At 67.7% G+C, this 22739-nt stretch carries 22 protein-coding genes; 8 read left to right on the forward strand and 14 right to left on the reverse strand.

The features are described 5' to 3' along the window. The first annotated feature begins 7 nt into the window (after positions 1-7). The 4 genes from BCR55_RS17410 (at position 8) to ahpF (ending at position 3703) form a co-directional block, all read left to right on the forward strand. On the forward strand, positions 8-910 hold the full coding sequence (locus tag BCR55_RS17410) for a LysR substrate-binding domain-containing protein (RefSeq protein WP_012217198.1): 903 nt from the start codon (positions 8-10) through the stop codon (positions 908-910). Positions 911-1004: 94 nt separating this feature from the next. Then, positions 1005-1250 (forward strand): CopG family transcriptional regulator, encoded by a 246-nt coding sequence (locus BCR55_RS17415; protein ID WP_065495145.1) that lies wholly within the window; start codon positions 1005-1007, stop codon positions 1248-1250. Between the two features lie 172 nt (positions 1251-1422). Further along, on the forward strand, positions 1423-1986 hold the full coding sequence (ahpC, locus tag BCR55_RS17420; protein WP_006399806.1) for an alkyl hydroperoxide reductase subunit C: 564 nt from the start codon (positions 1423-1425) through the stop codon (positions 1984-1986). A 118-nt stretch (positions 1987-2104) separates the two neighbouring features. After that, complete coding sequence (gene ahpF / locus BCR55_RS17425) at positions 2105-3703, forward strand: alkyl hydroperoxide reductase subunit F (RefSeq protein WP_053298685.1); 1599 nt, start codon at positions 2105-2107, stop codon at positions 3701-3703. 61 nt (positions 3704-3764) lie between these two features. Here the strand turns inward: ahpF and BCR55_RS17430 are convergent, their stop codons facing one another. The 6 genes from BCR55_RS17430 to BCR55_RS17455 form a co-directional block, all read right to left on the reverse strand. Next, positions 3765-4493, reverse strand: coding sequence for a hypothetical protein (locus BCR55_RS17430; RefSeq protein WP_172488733.1), 729 nt, complete (start codon positions 4491-4493; stop codon positions 3765-3767). 123 nt (positions 4494-4616) lie between these two features. Further along, positions 4617-5516: a lipid A hydroxylase LpxO gene (gene lpxO, locus BCR55_RS17435; RefSeq protein WP_035487807.1), complete on the reverse strand. Its 900-nt coding sequence runs from the start codon at positions 5514-5516 to the stop codon at positions 4617-4619. Positions 5517-5641: 125 nt separating this feature from the next. Further along, positions 5642-6196, reverse strand: a complete 555-nt coding sequence (locus tag BCR55_RS17440; RefSeq protein ID WP_035946135.1) for a carboxymuconolactone decarboxylase family protein — start codon at positions 6194-6196, stop codon at positions 5642-5644. A 64-nt stretch (positions 6197-6260) separates the two neighbouring features. Then, the gene (locus BCR55_RS17445; protein WP_053298689.1) at positions 6261-7595 is read right to left on the reverse strand and encodes an aspartate aminotransferase family protein; all 1335 of its coding nucleotides are present in this window, start codon (positions 7593-7595) and stop codon (positions 6261-6263) included. A gap of 15 nt (positions 7596-7610) precedes the next feature. After that, positions 7611-8660: a C45 family peptidase gene (locus tag BCR55_RS17450; protein WP_053298688.1), complete on the reverse strand. Its 1050-nt coding sequence runs from the start codon at positions 8658-8660 to the stop codon at positions 7611-7613. A gap of 507 nt (positions 8661-9167) precedes the next feature. Beyond that, positions 9168-9539, reverse strand: coding sequence for an MAPEG family protein (locus BCR55_RS17455; protein ID WP_006403843.1), 372 nt, complete (start codon positions 9537-9539; stop codon positions 9168-9170). A 281-nt stretch (positions 9540-9820) separates the two neighbouring features. Between BCR55_RS17455 and alr the strand changes: the two genes are divergently transcribed. Then, complete coding sequence (alr, locus tag BCR55_RS17460; protein ID WP_006403845.1) at positions 9821-10942, forward strand: alanine racemase; 1122 nt, start codon at positions 9821-9823, stop codon at positions 10940-10942. A gap of 70 nt (positions 10943-11012) precedes the next feature. Here alr and BCR55_RS17465 read toward each other — a convergent pair whose 3' ends face one another. From BCR55_RS17465 to BCR55_RS17490, 6 genes are all read right to left on the reverse strand, one after another. Then, complete coding sequence (locus tag BCR55_RS17465; protein ID WP_170933584.1) at positions 11013-11807, reverse strand: enoyl-CoA hydratase; 795 nt, start codon at positions 11805-11807, stop codon at positions 11013-11015. 110 nt (positions 11808-11917) lie between these two features. Then, on the reverse strand, positions 11918-12283 hold the full coding sequence (locus BCR55_RS17470; protein ID WP_006399794.1) for a response regulator: 366 nt from the start codon (positions 12281-12283) through the stop codon (positions 11918-11920). Positions 12284-12313: 30 nt separating this feature from the next. After that, on the reverse strand, positions 12314-13270 hold the full coding sequence (locus BCR55_RS17475; protein ID WP_006403847.1) for a chemotaxis protein CheX: 957 nt from the start codon (positions 13268-13270) through the stop codon (positions 12314-12316). A gap of 56 nt (positions 13271-13326) precedes the next feature. After that, positions 13327-13929, reverse strand: a complete 603-nt coding sequence (locus BCR55_RS17480; RefSeq protein WP_065495147.1) for a hypothetical protein — start codon at positions 13927-13929, stop codon at positions 13327-13329. After that, a complete protein-coding gene (locus BCR55_RS17485) occupies positions 13926-14666 on the reverse strand; it encodes a methyl-accepting chemotaxis protein (RefSeq protein WP_065495150.1) in 741 nt (246 codons plus the stop codon). The genes BCR55_RS17480 and BCR55_RS17485 overlap by 4 nt, the downstream gene beginning before the upstream one ends. Continuing rightward, positions 14663-17080 (reverse strand): MCP four helix bundle domain-containing protein, encoded by a 2418-nt coding sequence (locus BCR55_RS17490; RefSeq protein ID WP_065495151.1) that lies wholly within the window; start codon positions 17078-17080, stop codon positions 14663-14665. The genes BCR55_RS17485 and BCR55_RS17490 overlap by 4 nt, the downstream gene beginning before the upstream one ends. 513 nt (positions 17081-17593) lie before the next feature. On the opposite strand from BCR55_RS17490, the gene BCR55_RS17495 reads away from it, so the two are divergent. Then, positions 17594-18280: an alpha/beta hydrolase gene (locus BCR55_RS17495; RefSeq protein WP_006403852.1), complete on the forward strand. Its 687-nt coding sequence runs from the start codon at positions 17594-17596 to the stop codon at positions 18278-18280. A gap of 189 nt (positions 18281-18469) precedes the next feature. Here the strand turns inward: BCR55_RS17495 and phnY are convergent, their stop codons facing one another. Continuing rightward, positions 18470-19924, reverse strand: coding sequence for a phosphonoacetaldehyde dehydrogenase (gene phnY / locus BCR55_RS17500; protein ID WP_006403853.1), 1455 nt, complete (start codon positions 19922-19924; stop codon positions 18470-18472). Positions 19925-19952: 28 nt separating this feature from the next. Further along, the gene (locus BCR55_RS17505) at positions 19953-20282 is read right to left on the reverse strand and encodes a GNAT family N-acetyltransferase (protein WP_006403854.1); all 330 of its coding nucleotides are present in this window, start codon (positions 20280-20282) and stop codon (positions 19953-19955) included. A 255-nt stretch (positions 20283-20537) separates the two neighbouring features. Here BCR55_RS17505 and BCR55_RS17510 point away from each other — a divergent pair, with 255 nt between their 5' ends. Then, positions 20538-22067 (forward strand): PLP-dependent aminotransferase family protein, encoded by a 1530-nt coding sequence (locus BCR55_RS17510; RefSeq protein WP_065496638.1) that lies wholly within the window; start codon positions 20538-20540, stop codon positions 22065-22067. Positions 22068-22260: 193 nt separating this feature from the next. Continuing rightward, a complete protein-coding gene (locus BCR55_RS17515) occupies positions 22261-22665 on the forward strand; it encodes a nuclear transport factor 2 family protein (protein WP_006399779.1) in 405 nt (134 codons plus the stop codon). Positions 22666-22739: the final 74 nt, after the last annotated feature.

Here is a 22739-nt window from a genome sequence, read left to right on the forward strand (position 1 = left end):
TCGATACATGAAAAATATCGAACAGTTACACGACGATCCGCCGTTGCGTGCCGTGCGCGCGTTCGAGGCGTTCGCGCGCCTCGGCTCGGTCACGGCGGCGGCCGCCGAACTCGACATCACGCCGTCCGCGGTCAGCCATCAGCTGCAGCTGCTGGAAGCGTTCATCCAGACGCCGCTGACCGTACGCGACGGCCGGCTGCTCGCGCTGACCGACGAAGGACGCGACTACTACCGGTCGATCAGCGCCGCGTTCTCGGTACTGCGCAGCGCGACGCGCTTCGTGCGCGACCGTTCGTCGCTGCGGCAGATCACGATCAGCCTGATACCGCTGTTCGGCATCGGCTGGTTCATTCCGCGGCTGCACGCGTTTCTTGCGGAGAACACGGACGTCGACGTCACCGTGCTCTACGCGCACCACCGCAACTACCGCAGCGATGCGTCGGATCTGTCGATCCGCTTCGGCACGGGCGACTGGCCCGGCTATCGCTGCGAACGGCTGGTGCCGGGCGCGATGGTGCCGATGTGCAGCCCGTCGTTCCTGAAGCGCCACGGGCCGTTTGCCACGCCCGCCGATCTCGCGCATGCGCCGCTCGTGCACGACGAGGATCGCAGCGCGTGGGTGAACTGGCTGCAAGGCGCGGGCGTGCGCAACGTGTCGCACGCGGTCGGCCCGATGTTCGAGGACGGGCAGCTCACGTTGAGCGCGGCACGCGCGGATCTCGGCGTCGCGCTGTTGCGCGCGCCGCTCGTCGAGCGCGAACTCGCGAGCGGCGAACTCGTGCAGTTGTTCGATCATGCGCTCGAGGACGGCCGCGACTACTATCTGTGCACACGCGAGGACGCGGACTTGCCGGACGGCGCGAGGCGGCTCGCGGAATGGTTGAGGGAGATGGCGGGAGTGCACGGTTGACATAGCCGTTCGCATTGCCGCAGCATGCCCGTTCACAGCAACGGGCAGCACGCCCTTTGGCGCTCTACGAGCGTCCTACAGTCGGAGGGTGACAATGCGTCGCATCTCAATCAATCTGCCTGCTACGGTCGTCGCCGAACTGACGCGGATTGCCGAATCGGAACACCGCGCGCTCGATGCCGTCATTCGCGACGCCATCGGCCGCCACGTCGCCAGGATCGGCGAGGCACGCAGCACCGACGTGTTCGGTCTGTGGCGCCATCGCGCGCGGTCCGGCATCGACTATCAGCGCGATGCGCGCGCCGAATGGTCGTGCGAACCGCGACGCGCCGACGGCTGAATCGCCTCGAACACAGCCCCGGCGAGCCGGCCGACCGTTCGCCGCGACGCTCGCCGGCACCGCACATAGAATTTCCCGATGCCGTGGATTAAAACAAGCAATTTCACAGACTGCGGGTGAACCCGGATACTGGCGTCTCTCCATTCATCACCGACGCAAAGGGAAACACCAGATGCCGATCATCAACACGCAGATCAAACCGTTCAAGGCAACCGCATACCACAACGGCGAATTCGTGCCCGTGTCCGACGAGAACTTCAAGGGCAAGTGGTCCGTCGTCGTGTTCTACCCGGCCGACTTCACGTTCGTGTGTCCGACCGAACTCGGCGATCTCGCCGACCGCTACGCGGAATTCCAGAAGCTCGGCGTCGAGATCTACGCAGTGTCGACCGACACGCACTTCACGCACAAGGCATGGCACGACACGTCGGACACGATCGGCAAGATCAAGTACCCGATGATCGGCGATCCGACGCTGACGCTGTCGCGCAACTTCGACGTGCTGATCGAGGAAGAAGGGATGGCGCTGCGCGGCACGTTCGTGATCAACCCGGAAGGCGAGATCAAGCTCTGCGAGATCCACGACAACGGCATCGGCCGCGACGCAGGCGAACTGCTGCGCAAGGTGCAGGCCGCGCAATACATCGCCGCGCATCCGGGTGAAGTCTGCCCGGCCAAGTGGACGCCGGGTGCGGAAACGCTGACCCCGTCGCTCGACCTGATCGGCAAGATCTGACGATCGCCCCGCGCGCCGGAGAGGCGCGCGACGGCGGGCCGCCGCATCGCGCGGCCCGCATCCCCTTCTCCGGCATGCAGTGCCCGGCCGGAACCTTCGCTACGGAATCCGAAACGCCATGCTCGACGCCAATCTCAAGACCCAACTCAAAGCGTACCTCGAAAAAATCACGCGCCCGATCGAACTCGTCGCATCGCTCGACGACAGCGCGAAGTCGCAGGAACTGCGTGCGCTGCTCGACGAGATTGCATCGCTGACGACGCGCGTCACCGTGATCGAACGCCGCGACGGCGAGGCGCGCACGCCGTCGTTCTCGATCGGCGAACCGGGCCAGCCCGCGCGGATCCGCTTCGCGGGCATTCCGATGGGCCATGAATTCACGTCGCTCGTGCTCGCGCTGCTGCAGACGGGCGGCCATCCGATCAAGCTCGACGACGACGTGATCGAACAGATCCGCGCGCTCGACGGCGACTATGCCTTCGAGACGTACTTCTCGCTGTCGTGCCAGAACTGCCCGGAAGTCGTGCAGGCGCTGAACGTGATGTCGCTGATCAATCCGCGCATCCGTCACGTCGCGATCGACGGCGCGCTGTTCCAGGACGAAGTCGAAGCACGCCAGATCATGGCGGTGCCGACGATGTTCCTGAACGGCGAATCGTTCGGCCAGGGCCGCAGCAGCGTGAAGGAAATCCTCGCGAAACTCGATACGGGCGCCGGCGCACGCGCGGCAAAGTCGCTCGAGAACAAGCCGGTGTTCGACACGCTGATCGTCGGCGGCGGCCCGGCCGGTGCCGCGGCCGCGATCTACTCCGCGCGCAAGGGCATCGCGACCGGCGTGGTCGCCGAACGTTTCGGCGGCCAGGTACTCGACACGATGGCGATCGAGAATTTCGTGTCGGTGCAGGAAACCGAAGGACCGAAGTTCGCGACTGCGCTCGAACAGCACGTGAAGCAGTACGACGTCGACATCATGGACGTGCAGCGCGCCGAAGCGCTGATTCCCGGCGACGTGCATCAGATCCGCCTCGCGAACGGCGCCGTGCTGAAGGCCAGGACGGTCGTGCTTGCGACGGGCGCGCGCTGGCGCGAGATCGGCGTGCCCGGCGAACGCGAATACCGCAACCGCGGCGTTGCATACTGCCCGCACTGCGACGGCCCGCTGTTCAAGGGCAAGCGCGTCGCGGTGATCGGCGGCGGCAACTCGGGCGTCGAGGCCGCGATCGATCTCGCGGGCATCGTGAAGGCAGTCACGCTGATCGAATACGGCGCGCAGCTGCGCGCCGACGAAGTGCTGCAACGCAAGCTGCGCAGCCTGCCGAACGTAACCGTCATCACCGAAGCGCAAACGACCGAGCTCACCGGCGACGGCAGCAAGCTGAATGGGCTCGTGTATACGGACCGTCGCTCGGGCGAAGTGAAGAAGATCGAACTCGAAGGCGTGTTCGTGCAGATCGGACTCGTGCCGAACACCGAATGGCTGAAGGGCACAGTCGAGCTGTCGAAGCACGGCGAGATCGTCGTCGATGCGCGCGGCGCGACGTCGGTGCCCGGCGTGTTCGCGGCCGGCGACGTGACGACGGTGCCGTTCAAGCAGATCGTGATCGCGGTCGGCGAAGGCGCCAAGGCGTCGCTCGGCGCGTTCGATCATCTGATCCGCCAGGACGCGACGCCGGCTGTCGCCGCGCAGCCGCAAGCCGACGAAGCGGTCGCCGCCTGACGCGCGACACAACGCATCTCTCTTCGCCCCGCATGCGCTGGTCAGCGTGCGGGGCGCTTTTTTATTTCGCGGGTGCGCTGTCGCGCGGCGGCGCGCTCAGGTTCGTCGATTCGCGGACCAGTTGCTCGGTCATCGCCGCGGCGACCGGATTCGCGCCCGACGAAGCACCGTGGCGCGCGGCGCTCGTGTGCGCCGTGCCGGTCGTCGCGACGACCGGCATCGCCGGCGGCGGCAGCGATGGATCGAGCTTCGCCGATTCGCGGACGAGCGCGGCCGTTTCGGGCGTTTCCGCTTTCATTTCCGCCTTCGTCGTTGCCGGCTTCACGGCCGCATGGCGCTCGATGCCGTCGCGTTGGCGTCGCGCGTGCTGCTGCGGCGGCGCGGCATGCGCCGGTGCGGGCGCGGGTGCATCCTGCGCGTCGACGGTCACGACCTTCACGGATGGCGTCGCAGCCGGCCGGGGCGGAGCGGGCGCAGGCGCGGGCGGCGCCGCGGCAACGGCGGGCGCCGGCGCGATCGCCGCGGGTGCGGAGGAAGCGGAAAGGGTCGGGTGCGCGGCGCTCGAGGCCTTCGCGACGGGCGGCGCGATCGCGCCTTGCGCGGTATGGCTGTCGTCTGCAGGCGGCGTGGCAATCGCGGGTGCGGGCGCGGGCCCAGGCGCGGACGAATCCGCCAAGCCGGCCTCCGCGATCGCGCGATGATCCGCGCGCAGCAACATCACGTATCCGGTGGCCGCTGCGGCGACCAGCAGCCCACCGGCAATCATCAGGGTCTTACGGGTACTCGTCATGCTTGCTCACCGACGGAACGACGTGAACAAGCCATCATACTCGAGCGCCGCCGCGCGATCGCGGACGAATACATTTGGTTGCATCTCGGGCCGATCGTCGGACGGATCGGCCGCGGCGTGCTTTCAGAGCCAGAAGATCGCGACGGCGATGCCGCCGAACAGCGCCCATTTGACGATGTAGTAGACCGTGCGATTCCACGCCTTCAGCCGCTTGCCGGCGAGCCGAATCATATACAGATAGCGGAACGCGCGATTGAGTCCGCCCGTGCGGTCGCCGGTCTCGTTCGGCGACGCGGCCGCGCGCATCAGCAGCTGCCCGAACGCATCGTTGATCCACTGCGCCCAGCGGAATTTCATCGGCCGGTCGATATCGCAGAACAGGATGATCCGGTCGTGCTCGGTGCGGTTCTCGGCCCAGTGCAGATACGTCTCGTCGAACATCACCGCTTCCCCGTCGCGCCACGCGTACGGCTCGCCGTCGACGACGATCCGGCACGCGTCGTCGTTCGGCGTATCGAGCCCGAGGTGGTAGCGCAGCGCGCCCGCGTACGGATCGCGATGGAGCCCGAGCGTGCCGCCCGGCGGCAGCGACGCGAACATCGCCGCCTTGATCGACGGAAAGCGCGACAGGATCTCGACCGACCGCGGACACAGCGCCTGCGCGGACGGATGCGGCGCGTCGTACCACTTCAGATAGAAGCGCTTCCAGCCGCGGCGAAAAAACGAATTGAAGCCGATGTCGTTGTATGCGTCCGACGCCTTGATGCGGCTCGCGTCGCGCAACGCAATCGCCTCGTCGCGGAACGTGCGCCATTCGCGTCGCAGCGCCTCGAGTTCCGGAAAATGACGCGTGTCGATGAACGGTGTCGTCGGCACCGCCGAAAACGCATACGAAAAGCAGTTCAGCGGCGCCGTGAACGTCGAATGATCGGACAGCTGGCGGAAAAACCGGTGTCGCACCCTGCCCCGTCGATGCGTGTAGACGACGCACGCGAGAAAGACGATCAACAGGAGCCAACGCATTTCCGATTCCCCGTAAGCCAGTTGACGGCATTCTAATGACGGAGAAAATTTCTTGCGCTGTCACGCGTGCGCCGCGGCACGCGCGCAAACCCGCGCGCGGCCGCGCCGGCGCGCGGGCGTGCAGATTATTCCGGAAACGGCAATTCAGTTTGTCCGTCCGCGCGCATATCGAACGTATTGAGCGTCATCGCGACGAGCGCGTAGTAGCCGAGCAGCGCGACGAGATTGACGACGACCGCGTGCCCGAAGCGCGCCTGCGCGCGCGCGAACGTCGCGTCGCTCACGCGCCGCGTGTCATACAGCTCGGTCGCGAACGCATGGATCAGCGCGTCGTCGTCCGACTCGAACGGCGGCTCGACGCCGCGGCGGATCGCGTCGGCCGTCGCCGCCGGCACGCCGGCGTCGAGCGCGATCGGATAGTGGATATGCCACTCCGCCTGCGAGCGCCAGCGCGCGGCCGTCACGAGAATCGCGAGCTCGGACAGCCGCAGCGGCAGCCCGGTCCGGTAGCGGCAGAACGCGCCGAGGCGCTGGGCATGCTGCGCGAGTTCGGGGCTCGCGATCCAGCCGAGAAACGGCCCGTTCAGGTTGCCGCGCGGGCCGTTCAGGATCTCGGCGAGCACCGCCTTCTGCGCGTCGGACGCGGTGGCGGCATCGAATGGAGGCAGTCTGTCTGTCATCACGATCGACGGTCGATGAAAAGGTGAACGCGGCAAGCGCCGCGACGTGTGCGTGCGGGCGTCGTCATGCGCGCGCGGCGGCCAGCGCCGCGTCGATCGCGTCCGACAGCCGCTCGACGATCGCGTCGATCTGCTGCGCGGTGCAGATGAACGGCGGCGCGATCAGGATGTGGTCGCCGTGGCGCCCGTCGATCGTACCGCCCATCGGATACACCATCAAACCGCGCTGCATCGCCTCGCGCTTGATCGTCGCATGCAGCTTCAGCGCGGGATCGAACGTCGCCTTGCTGTCGCGATCGCGCACGAGTTCGACGCCGACGAACAGGCCGCGGCCGCGCACGTCGCCGACATGCGGATGCGCGCCGTAGCGCGCACGCAGGGCCGCGCGCAACTGCTCGCCGCGCGCGCGCACGTTGTCGAGCAGATTGTCTTCGGCGATTACGCGCTGCACTTCGAGCGCGGCCGCGCACGCGGTCGCATGGCCGAGATACGTGTGACCGTGCTGGAAGAAGCCCGATCCGTCGACGATCGTCCGGTAGATGCGGTCGCTGACGAGCGTCGCGCCGATCGGCTGATAGCCGGCGCCCAGCCCCTTCGCGATCGTCAGCAGATCGGGCGCGACGCCGTCCTCTTCGCAGGCGAACAGATAGCCGGTGCGCCCCATCCCCGACATGATCTCGTCGAGAATCAGCAGCACGCCGTACTTGTCGCACACGGCACGGATCTTCTTCAGGTACGTGCGCACCGGCGGCACCGCGCCGGCCGTCGCGCCGACCACCGTTTCCGCGACGAACGCCGCGACGTTTTCCGCGCCGAGCTCGACGATCCTGCCTTCGAGTTCGTCGGCGAGGCGCTGCGCGAACGCCTCCTCGGTTTCATCGGCGCGCTGTTCGCGGTACGCGTAACACGGGCTCACGTGATGCGCTTCGATCAGCAGCGGCAGGAACGGCTCGCGCCGCCACGCATTGCCACCGATTGCGAGCGCGCCGAGCGTGTTGCCGTGATAGCTCTGCCGGCGCGCGATGAAGTGGCGACGCTGCGGCTCGCCCTTCTCGACGAAATACTGTCGCGCGAGCTTCAGCGCGGCCTCGATCGCCTCGGAGCCGCCCGACACGAAGTACACGTGTTCGAGGCCGGCCGGCGCCGCGGCGACGAGCCGGTCGGCGAGTTCCTCGGCCGCGTCGGTCGTGAAGAACGACGTATGCGCATACGGCAGTTGCTCTACCTGCCGCTTGATCGCGTCGATCACGCGCTGGTTGCTGTGACCGAGACACGAGACGGCCGCGCCGCCGCAGGCGTCGATGTAACGTTTGCCGGTCGAATCGATGATCTCGATGCCGTCGCCGGCCACGGCGACGGGCAAGGTGGCGCGCGGCGCGCGATGGAAAACGGTCGTCATGCGTTGCCTCATGGTTCAGTGCGCGTCGTGCGCGCGTGCGTCGGGCACGATGCGCGTCGCGTAACACGCGGCGCCGTGCTGATGAATCGTGAAATCGATCGACGACGCGCCGATCGCGAACACCGCCGTCGCAAGCGTGTTTTCGTCGTCGGGATCGGCCGGATCGTCGCGATAGATGGGCAGCCCGTGCGGCGCGCGGTCGGCGAGCACACGCCGCAACGCCGCTTCGTCGATCGCGTCGAGTTCGGGCAGCAGCACGTCGACGCGCCGCTGGCGATCGTCGGACGATTGCGTCACGATCTGCGGTTCCGCTTCGCTGCCGCGATGCACGAGATGATTCGCGTGGCCGGCGCGCTGCGCGACGTCGATCGCGGAGCAGCGTGCGACGCTCGCTTCGACGCTCATCAGCCGCTCATCGCCGGTCGCGCCGAGCGTGTGATGAAAGCCGCTCGCGCGCGCGTGCGTGCGCAGCACGTCGAGCGCCGCGTCGAGCGACGTCGCGTCGAGCACGGCGCGGGCGAGGATCATGCGCGGTACGCCGACGGCCGGCGTGCGGATCCGCAGATTGTTGATCGCCTGCGCGATGCCGGCGCGGTTCGCCGCGAAGGTATGGCCCGGCAGCGAACCGGGGTAGTAGAAGCTGACGAAGCCCGGCTTGCCGTGCGGCTTCACGTCGACGAGCAGGCAGCGCTCGCGCAGGAACGGATCGCCGTCCTCGTTGTGCGCGATCCAGCGCGTGCCGCCGGCGCCGCGCGCGGCGAGCGTCGTGCAGCCGTCCGGCGCGTTGTGGATCAGTTCGCCGCGGCAATTCCAGAGGAAGATGTCGTCGGCGTGCCAGCCGACGCCGGCCGCGATCCCGTCGAGCTCCGCGACGAGATCGGGACAGGCGGCGAGCGCGGCCTGCCGCAGCGCATCGACGAACGGGTGGCCGCGCCAGCGGCGCACGGCCGCCCATGCGCGGCTTTGCTGCATGTACGCGTCGAACACCGGGCGCGCGAGCTCGCCGAGGCGCACGCCGATGCCGAACGGCGTGCCGGCGATGACGGGAGAAACGGTAAGCGGCATATCGTATCGGTCAGAGGTTCAGGACACGTATTTGAGAAACTCCTTCAGCCGCGGCATCGGCGGCCGGTCGATCGGGTCGCCTTCTCCGCATGATCGAGCGAGGCGCCGGCCGCGGGCCGGCACGAACGACCACGTCGGCCGGCATCGCAACATGCGATGCGCAATTAGATATCTATACAACATATGTTGTCAACAGCAATACAACGACAACAAAAGAGTGCGCAGCATGCATTTGCATCGAGACGAATCCGGACGGGTGCGACGCGGCCGGAGACGACGCGTGGCGGCGGAGGAAAGGACGTGCGCGCGGCCGACGCGATGCAGTCGGCACGGCAGGACGTTGCGGGGCGGGTCAACGGAAGCAGCGACGGCCGTCGTCGGCACGTCGCGTCAGGGTTCGGGCGCGCGCATCGGCGACGCGCGCGCCGAGGGGAAGCGGTCGGCGATCGTGCGCGCATCCGCACTCGCGGTGCGCGCCGCCGGTCGACGATCAGCGATGCACGGCCGTCACGGGCCGGCGAAGAACAGCGACACGATGCAGACCATGCCCGCGAACCAGACGAGCGAGCGCAGCGACGCCCAGTTCAGCAGATACATCAGCGCATAGACGATCCGGATCGCGACGAACGCGATCGCGAGCCGGTCGACGTGCTGCGCGTTCGCGCCGTTATGCCACGCGACCACGAGCGCGGCCGTAAACAGCGCGAGCGCTTCCCACGCGTTCTGGTGCGCGGCCTGCGCTCGCGCACGCCAGCCTTCAAGCTTTGCGAGGTACTCGCGCGGCGCGTGATTGTCATAGCCCTTGCGCGCCTTCGCGAGCATCGTCATCGGGAACGGCAACAGCGCGACGATGAACAGGCATAGCTGCGAGGTCGTCATCTTCGTCTCCTCCTTATGGTTACATTGATCAATGACAAGGTCGCGAGAGCTTAGCATTGCGGCGCGCCGGTCGTGCACCGGTTTTCTAGACGGCAGACTCGGGCGTCATGGCCGTGCGACGGTCGCGCGAACCATAAACTTCTACCAAATCCGCGATAAAAACGTTAATTAAAACTGGTCGAACACCAATAAGATAGCGGTCGACACTGGCTCGACGCATTCTCGCGCGAGCCAGCCCCGCGCCGCCGCGCGTGCCGAAGACCATCGATACGAGCCCCAACATGCCCCGTCCCATCGTCGCCCATATCCGTCCCGACGCCGTCCGCCACAACCTCGACTTCATCCGCCGGACAGCCGCGCAGTCCCGCGTATGGGCCGTCGTGAAGGCCAACGCATACGGCCACGGCATCGAGCGCATCTACCCGGGCCTCGCGGCCGCCGACGGCATCGCGCTGCTCGACCTCGACGAAGCGGTACGCGTGCGTGAACTCGGCTGGGACAAGCCCGTGCTGCTGCTCGAGGGCATCTTCGAGCCGGCCGACGTCGAACTCGTCGAGCGCCATCGGCTGACGGTCGCCGTTCACTGCGACGAGCAGCTCGACCTGCTGATCGCGGCCAGGCCGCAGCAGCCGATCGACATCCAGCTGAAGATGAATTCCGGAATGAACCGGCTCGGCTACCGGCCCGACGCATTCCGCGCCGCGTGGGAGCGCGCGGCGAGCGCGCCGTCGATCGGCCGGATCACGCTGATGATGCATTTCGCGAATGCGGACGAAGGCGAAATCGACTGGCAGCTCGCGCAGTTCGACGCCGCCACGGCCGGCATTCCCGGCGAGCGCACGCTGTCGAATTCGGCCGCCGCGCTCTGGCATCCGCGCGCGCACCGCGACTGGGTGCGGCCCGGCACGATCCTGTACGGCGCCTCGCCGACCGGCGCGTCGCGGCACATCGCCGATACGCCGCTGATGGCCGCGATGACGCTGACGAGCAAGATCATCGGCGTGCAGTCGCTCGCGGCCGGCGAGACGGTCGGCTACGGCCGCCGTTTCACGGCCGAGCGGCCGATGCGGATCGGCGTCGTCGCGTGCGGCTACGCGGACGGCTATCCGCGTCACGCGCCGACCGGCACGCCGATCGCGGTGGACGGCGTGCTCACGCGCGTCGTCGGCCGCGTGTCGATGGACATGCTGACGGTCGACCTCACGCCGTGCCCGAACGCGGGGATCGGCTCGAGCGTCGAGCTGTGGGGCGATCAGGTGAAGGTGGACGACGTGGCCGAAGCGAGCGGCACGATCGGCTACGAGCTGATGTGCGCGCTCGCGCGCCGCGTGCCGGTCGCGATCGTGCCGCCGGGCGCGTCGACGCTCCAGCCCGCGCTGCGCACCGGCAGCTACGGGCGCTGAACGCGCGGCGGCCGCGCCGCCGCGTTCCGGTCAGCGCCGCGCCGACCGCGGCGCAGTGCCTGCCGCCCCGCTACGCGCGCCAGGTCGGCGCGCGCTTTTCCAGGAACGCATCGATGCCCTCGCCGGCATCCTCTTCCATCATGTTGCGCGCCATCACGTCGCCCGCGTACGCATACGCGTCGTCGAGCGGCAATTCGCGCTGCCGGTAGAACATCTGCTTGCCGTAGCGCACCGCGGCCGGGCTCTTCGCGACGATCTCCGCAACCTTGCGCGCGACCGCCGCGTCGAGCGCATCGGCCGGCACGGCCTCGTTGACGAGGCCCCACGCGGCGGCCGTCGCCGCGTCGACGAAGCGCCCGGTCACGAGCATGTCGAACGCGCGCTTGGCCGATACGTTGCGGCTCAGCGCGACGGCCGGCGTCGAGCAGAACAGCCCGACGTTGATGCCGGACACCGCGAAGCGCGCGGTGTCGGCGGCGATCGCGAGATCGCACGCGGCGACGAGCTGGCAGCCGGCCGCCGTCGCGATCCCGTGCACGCGCGCGATCACCGGCACGGGCAGCGCGCGCATCGCGAGCATCACGCGGCTGCATTGCGCGAACAGCGTGCGGTAATAGTCGAGATCCGGCTTGCTGCGCATCTCGCGCAGGTCGTGCCCCGCGCAGAACGCCTTGCCTTCGGCGGCCAGCACGACGCAGCGCACGCGCGCGTCGGCGGCCAGCGAATCGAATGCGTCCCGCAGGCTGGCCAGCATCGCTTCGGACAAGGCATTGAACTGCTGCGGTCGGTTCAGCCGCAGCGTGACGACGCCGTCGCGCATGTCGCGCAACAGGATCGGCTCGGAAGTCGCGTGATCGGGTTCCATGATGTTCCGCTCGACGAGGTTCGGCCGGATTCGCTCCGGCATCGACAGACGAAGACGGTCAAATGGTCCTCCACATTCGGCGCGCCGTCCAGTCGCCGGCGGCGCCGCGCTCAGCTCGCGAGCTTCTTTAGCGCATCGAGCACCGCATCGCCCTTGAACGGCTTCACGATCCAGCCCTTCACGCCCGCGGCCTTGCCGCGCTCCTTCATCGCCGGGCTGCTTTCGGTCGTCAGCATCACGACGTTGACCGACGTATTCGCGAGCTCGCCGCGGATCTTCTCGACCATCGTCAGCCCGTCCATGTTCGGCATGTTGACGTCGCTGATCACGAGCCGCACGCCCGGCGTCGTGCGCAGCTTCGCGAGCCCGTCCTTGCCGTCGACCGCCGTCGCGACGTCGAGCCCGTGATTGCGCAGAAAGCCCGCGACCTCGTCGCGCACCGTGCCCGAATCGTCGACCACCAGAATCTTTGCCATGCGGTATTCCCCTTTCGTGTGTTGCTGACTTCAAAACAGTTCGAGTTCGCCCGACTCGACCATCGGCCCGACGTCCGGCACCTGCTCGCGGAAATCCTCCGGCGACCAGCTGAGACTGAACACGAAGCGCTGATCGATCTGCACCGCGCGGCCGCTCGACGGGTCCGTCATCCGGTACTTGAAACAGAGCTGCGGACAGTCGCCGCCGAACGAGATGAACTTCTGCTTGTGATTGACGACGAGCGGCACCTGCACCGGATGACGCGCGAGCGCGTCGGCGTCGCCGAGGTAGCGGTTCTTGAACGCGCCCCAGACGAGGTTCGTCAGTTCGCCGAGCACGCCGTTGACGTCGCGAAAGTCCGGCGCCCGGTCGCGATGCACGCTGCCGATCATGTCGAGCAGCGGCTGCTCGCTCGTCTGCAGCAGCATGTAGCCGCGGCACCACGCGCTTTCCAGCGCGATCAGGCTGAACACCTCGCCGAAGATGATCTGGTCGCGCACGATGCACGGCGTGTCGCGCTCGATCGTCATGCCCGGAAACAGCGTGTCGAGCCGCGCCTCGGTGATCTCCGAGATGCCGCGCACGAGCGCGTTCGGGTAGTCGCGGCTGAACAGGTATTCGTCGATCGCGCGGCGCAGCGGCGTCATGTCGTCCGCGACGTACGCGGCGCAGGCGACGCGGGCGAGCGCCTCCGGCAGCCCCTCGCGCGACGCGAGCGACGTGCGGCGCAGGATGATCGGCAACTCCGGGCGCAGCGCGTCGATCTGCGTCGCGACGATCGCGCTCTCGGCCGGCGAGCCGCCGTAGTCTTCGGCGAGCAGGATCGCGCCGAGGTCGATGTTCGAGCGCAGCACCTGCAGCAGCCGGTTGCGTCGCACGGTCAGCCCGACCAGATGATGTTCGTCGCAAAAGCGCTTGATCGCGTCCGCATGTGCGCGGCTGTCTTCGAGCACCAGCACCTTGCTGACGGGTCGGTCTTCGGTCATCTCGCAAATCCTCGGGTTCGATCGCGCGGCACGCGCGCGGGGTTCGTCAGGGCCAGTCAGAACAGTTCGAGCGCGCCGCCGGCGTCTACCGCGGCGGCCGTTTCCGGCACGTGGAAGTCGACCGGCGCGTTGGCGCAGACGCAAAGCGTCGCGCCGATGCGCACGTCGCCGTCGAGCGTCACGTCGTAGGCGGCCATGTGGTCCGGGCGAAGCGCGGCCAGATAGTCGACGCTCGCGCCGTGCAGCAGATACGGCGTCGACATCCCGAGATCGGGGAACGCCGCCGTCAGCGCCTGGTTGATCGCGCCGCAACACAGATTCGCAATCTCCATGAACGCTTCCGGCAACGGCCGCTGTGCACCGCCCGCCTGCATCGCGGACGCGAAATGGCGGCGTGTCGCTGCGTCGTCACGAAAATTCAGCGCGAGCAGCAGCCGGAAATGCAGCGCGGAAATCGTCAGCACGGCAAGGTGCTCGGCCGCGCGCGCGTTCCGGCGTGACGTCGGGCGCGACGCGGACGGGGGCGTAGACGCGCTCGAAGCATCGCCTGCATCGTGCGCGACGGGGCGGATGTCGCACGCGCTGTCGGCGGCGAGCCGCGTGCGCGCGGCGTCGAAGAAGATCCGCTCGAAACCGGCCTTCGCCTGTGCGCTGATCACGCGGCCGCTCCCTCGAATCGGGCGCGCAGCTGGCCGGCCAGCGTCTCGACCGTCGCGAGCGCGGCCGTGATCATCTTGCCGCCGGCCTGAATGTCCTGGAACGTCGCGGCCGTCACGAGATCGTTGCGGTTCAGGCTGTCGCGATAGCTGTTCGACAATTGCTGCGAGCGCGCGGCGAGCCCGCGCACCTCGCTCGCGACGATCGAGAAGCCGCGGCCCGCGGCGCCCGCACGCGCCGCTTCGATCGACGCATTGAGCGACACGATCGACACGTGCGCGACGATCGCCGACAGCTCCTGGTTCTTCATGCGCATGTCCTGGTTCTGCGCGGTCAGCGAGATCATCTGCTCGTGCCAGCGCTCGAACGTGCCCGCGAGCCCGCGCAGGCGCGCCGCTTCGTCGGCGATCTTCGTCGCGTGCTGCGCGAGCGTGTCGCGTTCGGCGGCGAGCGTCCGGCAGGCGTCGCGCTGCGCGTCGCATTCGGCACGCGCGCGCGCGAGCGCGTCCTCGAGCTGCGCTTCGCGCTCCGCCCATGCGGCCGCCGCGTCCGCATGCGCTGCCGTCGCTTCGTCGGCGCGCGCGTCGGCCGCGGCGAGCGCGGCGCGCAATGCACCGGTTTCGCCGGTCAGCGCGGCAACGCGCCGTGCGTCGCGCACGCGGAGCACGCCGATTGCGGCCAGCACGACGACGAAACCGGATGCGAGCGCCGCGGCGATCGCGATCGTCCACACGCTCACGATCGCTCCGCGGTACTGAAGCGTGCGCCGATGCCGGCGTCGGCCGGCTGCCGTGCGGCGCCGGCCGCGTGTCCGTCGCCGTGCGCGTGGCTGTCCGCCGCGAAACGCGCGGGCAGCGACACGATCGTCTCGAACGCACGATACGGCGCGCCGACGCACGCGTCGGTAAAGCGCAGCACGATGTCGCCGCCGTCGCGTTTCAGGAAGTTACGCACCGCGTCCATCCCGACGCCACGTCCCGACACCTCGGTCACCGCGCGCGCGGTGGAGAAGCCAGGCCGGAAGATCAGTTCGGCGACCGCCTCGTCCGACAGCACGGGCCCATCCGCGTCGAGCCAGCCGCGCTCGTGCGCGATCGCGCGAATGCGGTCTAGCGCAAGCCCGCGGCCGTCGTCGCGCAGCACGAAGCGCAGCGCCTCTGCATCGACGTCGACCGCGACGTCGATCGTGCCCGCCGCCGGCTTGCCGGCCGCGCGGCGCTCGTCGGACGTCTCGATCCCGTGATCGATCGCATTGCGCATCAGGTGCATGAAGACGTTCTTCAGCGTCGGCGCGATCTCGCTGCGCACGCGCCAGCCGCGGCTGTCGATGTGCACGACGGGCGCCGGCTTGCCGAGTTCGGTCGCGAGCGACGGCAGCGATTCGATCACGCCGCCGAGCGCGTCGCCGATCCCCTGCGTGCCGAGCTGACTCAGCATCCGGCGCACCGCATCGCGCGCCGCGCGCCAGTCGGCCGCGTTTGCCGGGTCGGCGCGATCGAGCATCCGCAGGCTTTCGCTGATATGCGCACGCTCGACCATCAGGTAATCGGCCGGCGCGCCGTCGGCCGGGCCGCCGCTGCGGCCGAGCGTGACGGCGTTGATCGTCGCGTAGTGATCGATGGCTTCGCGCACGCGCGCAAGATCTTCCATCAGCGCGTCGCGGTTCCATTCGGGGCCGCTGTCCGCGCGGCGCAGCGATTCGTACGCCTGCTCGGCTTCGTGCACGATGTTGGTCAGATGCTGCAGGCTGTACGTGCGAGCGTTGCCCTTGATCGTATGCATGTTGCGGAACAGCGCGGCGACGACCGAGTGATCCGCGCGCTCGTGCTGCCGGATCATCCGCTCGTTCTCGCTGAGAAAGCCCTTCGCGCTGTGCACGAAGTCGTGGAACTTGTCCTGGCTGATCGCGAGAATCTCGCCGATCATCTCGAGGCGGCGCTGCTGCTCGCCGGCCTGCGCGGTCAGCTCGCGAATCTCGGTCACGTCGCGCACGCACAGCATCAGCCGCACGACCGTATCGCTCTCGTCGGTGATCGCCGACCAGCTCAGATCGAGCCACTTGTGACGGCCGTCCGGCATCCGTTTCGCGACTTCGTTTACGAGCAGATGCTCGTTGAATGCGAAGTTCATGCTGTCCTCGCCGAGGCACGCGTGCACGGCCGCCTCGACCTGCGAGCGCGCGTCCGAACCGAGGTCGGAATCGTCGAACACGAGCGCCATCAGGTCGCGCCCCGCAATGTCGCGCGTCTCGAAGATCGTCTCGAGGTACGCCGAATATTCGGCATGCACGACGCCGCCGTCGACCACCGTCAGAATCCCCTGCTGCATGTTCTGCAGCATCGCCTGGATGTCGGCCGTCTTCTGCTTCAGTTGCGCGGCGTTCTCCTGGATCTTCTCGATCATCCCGTTGAACGCGACGATCGAGTGGCCGATCTCGTCCATCCGGCCCACCGGCACGCGCCGCGTGAAGTCCTGGCTCGTCGCGATCTCGCTCATCATCGTCTGCATCCGGCTCAGCGGACGCGTGATCTGCCGATACAGCACGAAGCCGAGCGCGGTCAGCAGCACGACGACCGTGCCGGCGACGCCGCCGATCGCGGTCGCCGTCGTCGACAGCATGCCGTTCAGCGCAAGGATCGCGTCGTCCTTCTGCCGGTTCTTCTCGACGCGCAGCGTGTCGACGATGCTTTCGAGTTCGTCTCGGTACTGCGCGACGTTCGCGAACAGGTACGCCTGCGCGACTTCGGCCTTGCCGGCCGTCTTCATCTTCACGGTGTCGTCGATCGCCGCGAAATAGTTCGCGGCGCTGTCCTTCGCCTGCGCGACGAGGCCCTGCTGCGCGCGGCCCACCGCCGAGCGCGCCTGCGCGTCGAGCGCCGCGCGCAACGCGGCCTCCTTCGTCTTCAGCTCGTCGGCCGCCTGCGCGACCGTGTTGGGGTCGGGCGCGTACACGAGCGTCATCGTCGCGATCTGGATGTTCTTCACGTCGGCGACGAGATCGGCCGACGCGAGTGCGCTCGGCACGATGCCCTGCGTGACCTGGCGAACCTCGGATGCGCTCTTGCGCGTCTGGTACACGGCATAGACGCCGATCGCGGACAACGCGACGAACGTCAGAACAACCAGCAACGTAATGCGATGACGAATGGTCATGTGAACTGCTCCCCGCCGCGATTCGATTTCACTCGCGCTCTGGTCTGTTGAAAGAATGTGAGCGCCGAATTATCGGGGAAGGTATATGACTGTCTGATGACGCAAAATGGATCGGTCATCGACGAAAATGCAATGATTTATTGCGAGCAAAAACGCTAAAGATTTTTGACGGGCTGCCGTTAACCTCTGGCCCGCCTTGCCTGGCGAGGCGCTCCGCGCCGTACGGCGCTTCGGGTATGGCGCGGTTTTAATTGCCGCTTGATAATCGACCGAAAAATCGATTCTTCGATTATCGGCAAACGTTTTCGCATTGCCGAATGCCGATTATCGCGCGGTTCTTTTATGTCCGGCGCGTCGGTCGTTGAATGGGCGGCACGTCGTCACGCACCCGCGTCGCCGATGTGCGCGAGGCCACTCATGCCGGAAAAGAAACGGACTCGTTCCGCCGCGTGCGTTCACGCACGCGCCGCGACGCACTAGACTGTCGGCTTCGTCCCGTTACGGAAGCTCATGATGACCGACGTCCTGCCGCTGACCACCGATCCCGAATCCGGCCTGCAATATCGGCTGCGCGCCGCAACCGGCACGCGCCCGGCCGCGCGCCTGTTGCTGCTGCACGGCGTGGGCGGCAACGAAACGAACCTGCTGCATGTCGCCGACGCGATCGACCCGCGCATCGAGATCGCGTTCCTGCGCGCGCCGCTCGGCTTCGGCCCCGGCCAGCATGCATGGTTTCCGGTGCGCTTCGGGCCGAACGGCCCTGAGATCGATCCCGCGCGCGCGAACGCGAGCCGCCTGAAACTGATCGCGCTGCTGCACGCGTTCCGCGCGCAGGACGGCGCGGATGCCGCGCTGCCGACCGTGATCGCCGGCTTCAGCCAGGGCGGCATCATGAGCGCGAGCGTCGCGCTCACGTCGCCGGCCGACGTCGTCGGCTTCGCGGTGCTCTGCGGACGCATCCTGCCCGAGATCGATCCGCTGATCGCGCCGCGCGACGCACTGCGTTCGCTGCACGCGCTGATCCTGCACGGCGACGCGGACGACAAGCTGCCCGTCACGTGGGCCGAAACGGCCGACACGAAATTGACTGCGCTCGGCGTCGCGCACGACATGCGGCGCTATGCGGCCGGACACGAGCTGACGGCCGACATGGTGCGCGATTTCGGCCGGTGGGTCGGCAAGCGCGTGGGGTTGAGCTAACTTCGTCTCCGCGCGATGCGTGCGCGTCGCGCCGATGTCGGGTGGCGCGATGCTGCACGCATGCGATCGCGCGCAGTGCCTCACGCGTCAAGAATCGACGATCGCGCAACGCCGGCCCCGCTTCGGCACGCTCGCATGCAACATCGATCCTGTTAGCCGCGACGATCGCAGCGGAACGACACGCGTCGCTCACCACGGCAGCGAATACGTCTTCACGTTCGTGAAGCTCTTCATCGCCTCCTGCACACCTTCCTTGTAGCCGAGCCCCGAATCCTTCACGCCGCCGAACGGCGTCAGTTCGAGCCGGTAGCCCGGCACCTCGCGCACGTTCACGCTGCCCACCTCGAGTTCGGTGATGAAACGCGTGATGTAGTCGAAGCGGTTCGTGCAGATCGACGACGACAACGCATAGTCGGTGCTGTTCGACATCCGGATCGCTTCGTCGATGTCGCGAAAGCGCATGATCGGCGACACGGGCCCGAACGTCTCGTACTTCACGAGCGGCATGTCGGGCGTTACGCGATCGACGACCGTCGGCGAATAGAGCGCGCCGTCGCGTACATTGCCGACCAGCAGCCGCGCGCCGCGCGCGATCGCATCGTTTACGCGCGACTCGCAGAACATCGCGGCCGCCTCGTCGATCACCGTGCCCATGTCGTTCGACGGATCGGCCGGATTGCCGTACGACCACGCGCGCGTCTTCTCGACGACGAGCTCGGTGAAGCGATCGGCCACCGCCTCGTGCACGAGCATCCGCTTGATCGCGGTGCAGCGCTGCCCCGAGTTCTTGTACGAGCCCGATACCGCGAGCGTGCTCGCTTCGTCGAGGTCGGCATCTTCCATCACGATGATCGGATCGTTGCCGCCGAGCTCGAGCACGGCGCGCCGGTAGCCCATGCGCGATGCGATTGACTTGCCGATCGACACGCCGCCCGTGAACGTGATCAGATCGATCGCCGGATTCGTCACGAGCTCGTCCGCGATCTCGTTCGGGTCGCCGGTGATCACCTGGAGCATCTGCGGCGGCAGGCCCGCTTCATAGAGGATGTCCGCAAACAGGTAGCACGACAGCGGCACCTTCTCCGACGGCTTCACGACGATCCGGTTGTTCGTCGCGATCGACGGCACGACCTTGTGCGCGACCTGGTTCATCGGATGGTTGAACGGCGTGATCGCCGAGATCGCGCCGAGCAGCGGCTCGCGCTGCGTGTACACGCGGCGCTTCTTGCCGTGCGGCGTCAGATCGCACGAGAAGATCTGCCCGTCGTCCTTCAGCACTTCGCCGGCGCCGAACGTCAGCACGTCGGCCACGCGCCCCGCTTCGTAGGTCGAATCCTTGATGCACAAGCCCGCTTCCGCCGTGATCAGCGCGGCGATCTCGCCCGTGCGCGCACGCACGATGTCGGCCGCGCGACGCAGGATCGCCGCGCGTTCGTGGCGCGTGAGCGTCGGCCGATACGCGCGCGCCACCGCGAACGCGCGCCGCACGTCGTCGAGCGTCGCTTTCGGCACCGTGCCGACGAGCGTGCCGTCGTAGGGGTTGCGCACGTCGATCGTCGCGTCGCGCCACACGCGTTGCCCGTCGATCCGCAACGCTTCGTGCCGTGCGTCCGCGACGGGAATCGACTTCAGCACCGTGCTCATGAGGTCTCCCTTTTTCTGTCGTTGTTCGTCAGTCGACGACGACGATCCCTTCGTGCGCGAGGCAGCGGCACAGCGTCGTCCATGCCGGCGAATCGGGCCGGCCGTGCGTGTGCGTATCGATACGAATGGGCTCGCCGAGCACGCGCGACACATGCGCGAGCAGCGTATGCGCGATGCCGCTGCGCCGGTACGCGGGCTCGACATAGAGCCGCACGAGCAGCGGCGTACGCGCACTGTCGTCGATGCTTAGCTCGCCGACCGCTTCGTCGTCGCGATACGCGACCGCCAGCGCCTGCGCATCGTCGAACACGATGCGCATCACGCGCGCGCAACGATCCCTGAACACGACGACGTGCATCACGCTCCCTCCGCTCCGCTTTCGCGACGCACGCCGCGCGTGCGTCGTCCCGCGCCTGCGTACCGGGGAGTTTTCCGGATCGTGCAGCGGCGACGAGTTCAGTATCGTCTTGCCACGTCGGTGCGCAGTAGTACCAGACGCCGCCTTTCATTGAGTCCACATCTGGGTCGCGGCGCGCGTATGCTCGCGATACCGCGCGCCCGCCGCGGGACCGCGCGATGCGCCGCGGTGTCCGCCACGTTCGAAGGAGAAAGCATGTCGAGCCGTACCCCGACCGCGTTATGGGCGCAGCAGTTCCGGCGGTCGTCGACGTCGAAGACGAGCCTGCAGGACCAGATCCGGCGCATGCTCGTCGCCGCGATCCTCGACGGTCAGCTTGGGCCGGACGCCGCGCTGCCGTCGAGCCGCGAACTCGCCGACCAGCTCGGCGTCGCGCGCAACACGGTCGTGCTCGCGTACCAGATGCTCGTCGAAGAGGGGTACCTCATCTCGCGCGAGCGCAGCGGCCACTTCGTCAATCCGAAGATGCTCGAAGGGCTGCCGGGCTTCACGCCGGCGCCGCCCGAAGCGAAGCCGGACAGCGACGACGATGCGGGCCGCCCCGCGTGGCACGAGCGGATCGCGCATCCGCCGTCGAGGCAGCGCAACATCGTGAAGCCCGCGAACTGGCAGCACTACGAATTCCCGTTCATCTATGGGCAGTTCGACCAGTCGCTGTTTCCGACCAACGACTGGCGCGAATGCTGCCTGAAGGCGCTGTCGGTGATGGAGATCCGCAACTGGGCGCCGGACCTGATCGAACGCGACGACGAATCGCTGATCCAGCAGATCCGCACGCGCGTGCTGCCGCGCCGCGGCGTGTTCGCGATGCCGGACGAGATCGTCGTGACGAACGGCTGCCAGCAAGCGCTGTACCTGATCGCGGATCTGCTGTGCGGCAAGCACACGACGGTCGGCTTCGAGAATCCCGGCTATCCGGACGCACGGAACATCTTCGAAAACCGCAACGCGCGGCTGCTGCCGCTGCCCGTCGACGGCAACGGCATCGCGCCCGACGAGCAGGATGCGGCACTCGCCCGCTGCGACTACGTGTACGTGACGCCGAGCCATCAGTGTCCGACCACCGCGACGATGCCGGTCGAACGCCGTCGCGCGCTGCTCGAACGTGCGCGGCAGCACGACTTCGTGATCATCGAGGACGACTACGAGAGCGAGAACACGTTCTCGGGCACGCCGCATCCGGCGCTGAAGAGCCTCGACAGCGCCGATCGCGTGATCTACGTCGGCAGCCTGTCGAAGACCTTCGCGCCGGGGCTGCGGCTCGGCTACGTGGTCGGCCCGCGGGCGCTGATCCGCGAGCTGCGCGCGTTGCGGCGGCTGATGGTGCGCCATCCGGTCGCGTATATCCAGCGCGCGTTCGCGACGTTTCTCGCGCTCGGTCATCACGATGCGCTGCTGCGCCGGCTCGCGCACGCGTACAGCGAGCGCTCGCAGGCGCTGATGGCCGCGCTCGACGCGCATCTGCCGGACGCGCGCTACGTGCGCGTGACGGGTGGCGCGTCGTGCTGGGTCGAAGGCCCGCCGTGGCTGGATGCGGTGCGCCTCGCGGCCGACGCGCAGGCGGCCGGCATCCTGATCGAACCGGGCGACGTGTTCTTCATGAACGACGACGCCGATGCGCGCCGCTGTTTCCGGATGGGCTTCTCCGCGATTCCGCTGGAGCGGATCGATGCGGGGGTGCAGGCGCTGGCGCAGTGCGTGAACGGCCAGCGTCCAGCCGGATAAGGCACGCATGACGCACGCATGACGCGCGCACGATCCGCGCCGCACGCGCCGAGGCCGCGCGTGCACGCTGGCCCAAGCGAAACCCCCAAACTGGCGCTACCGTCAAAAACCGCCGCTCACTAACGTGTCGATACCGCGTGCCGCATGCGTGCCAGCGCAGCGCGGCCGCCCATCACTCGACAGGAGACACGTTATGGCAGATACGCTCACCGCCCCCGCCGCCGTCACGGCCGCCACGCTCGCGGCCTTTTCCGACGCGTTCAACCGACACGACGCGAATGCGCTGATGGGCTTCATGACCGAGGACTGCGTGTTCGACGCAGCCGGCGGCCCGGACGTGCACGGCACGCGCTTCGTCGGCCGCGACGCCGTGCGCGCCGCGTTCGAAGCGGTGTTCAAGACCTTCCCCGACGCGCACTGGGGCCGCGGCCGCCACTACGTGACCGGCAATCGCGGCGTGTCCGAATGGGTATTCACCGGCACGCATGCGGAAGGCTGGCGCATCGAGGCCGAAGGCTGCGACCTGTTCGAATTCCGCGACGGCCTCATCGCGGTCAAGCGCGCGTTCCGCAAGGAGCGCCCGAAGCAGCCGGCTTGATCCGCGAATTTGAAACGAATCATTTCATTTCATTCCATATTGCCGAGCCGACAGCGGAATCGCTTGACCCGGCT

This window comes from Burkholderia sp. CCA53, assembly GCF_001685525.1.
Taxonomy (GTDB): domain Bacteria; phylum Pseudomonadota; class Gammaproteobacteria; order Burkholderiales; family Burkholderiaceae; genus Burkholderia; species Burkholderia multivorans.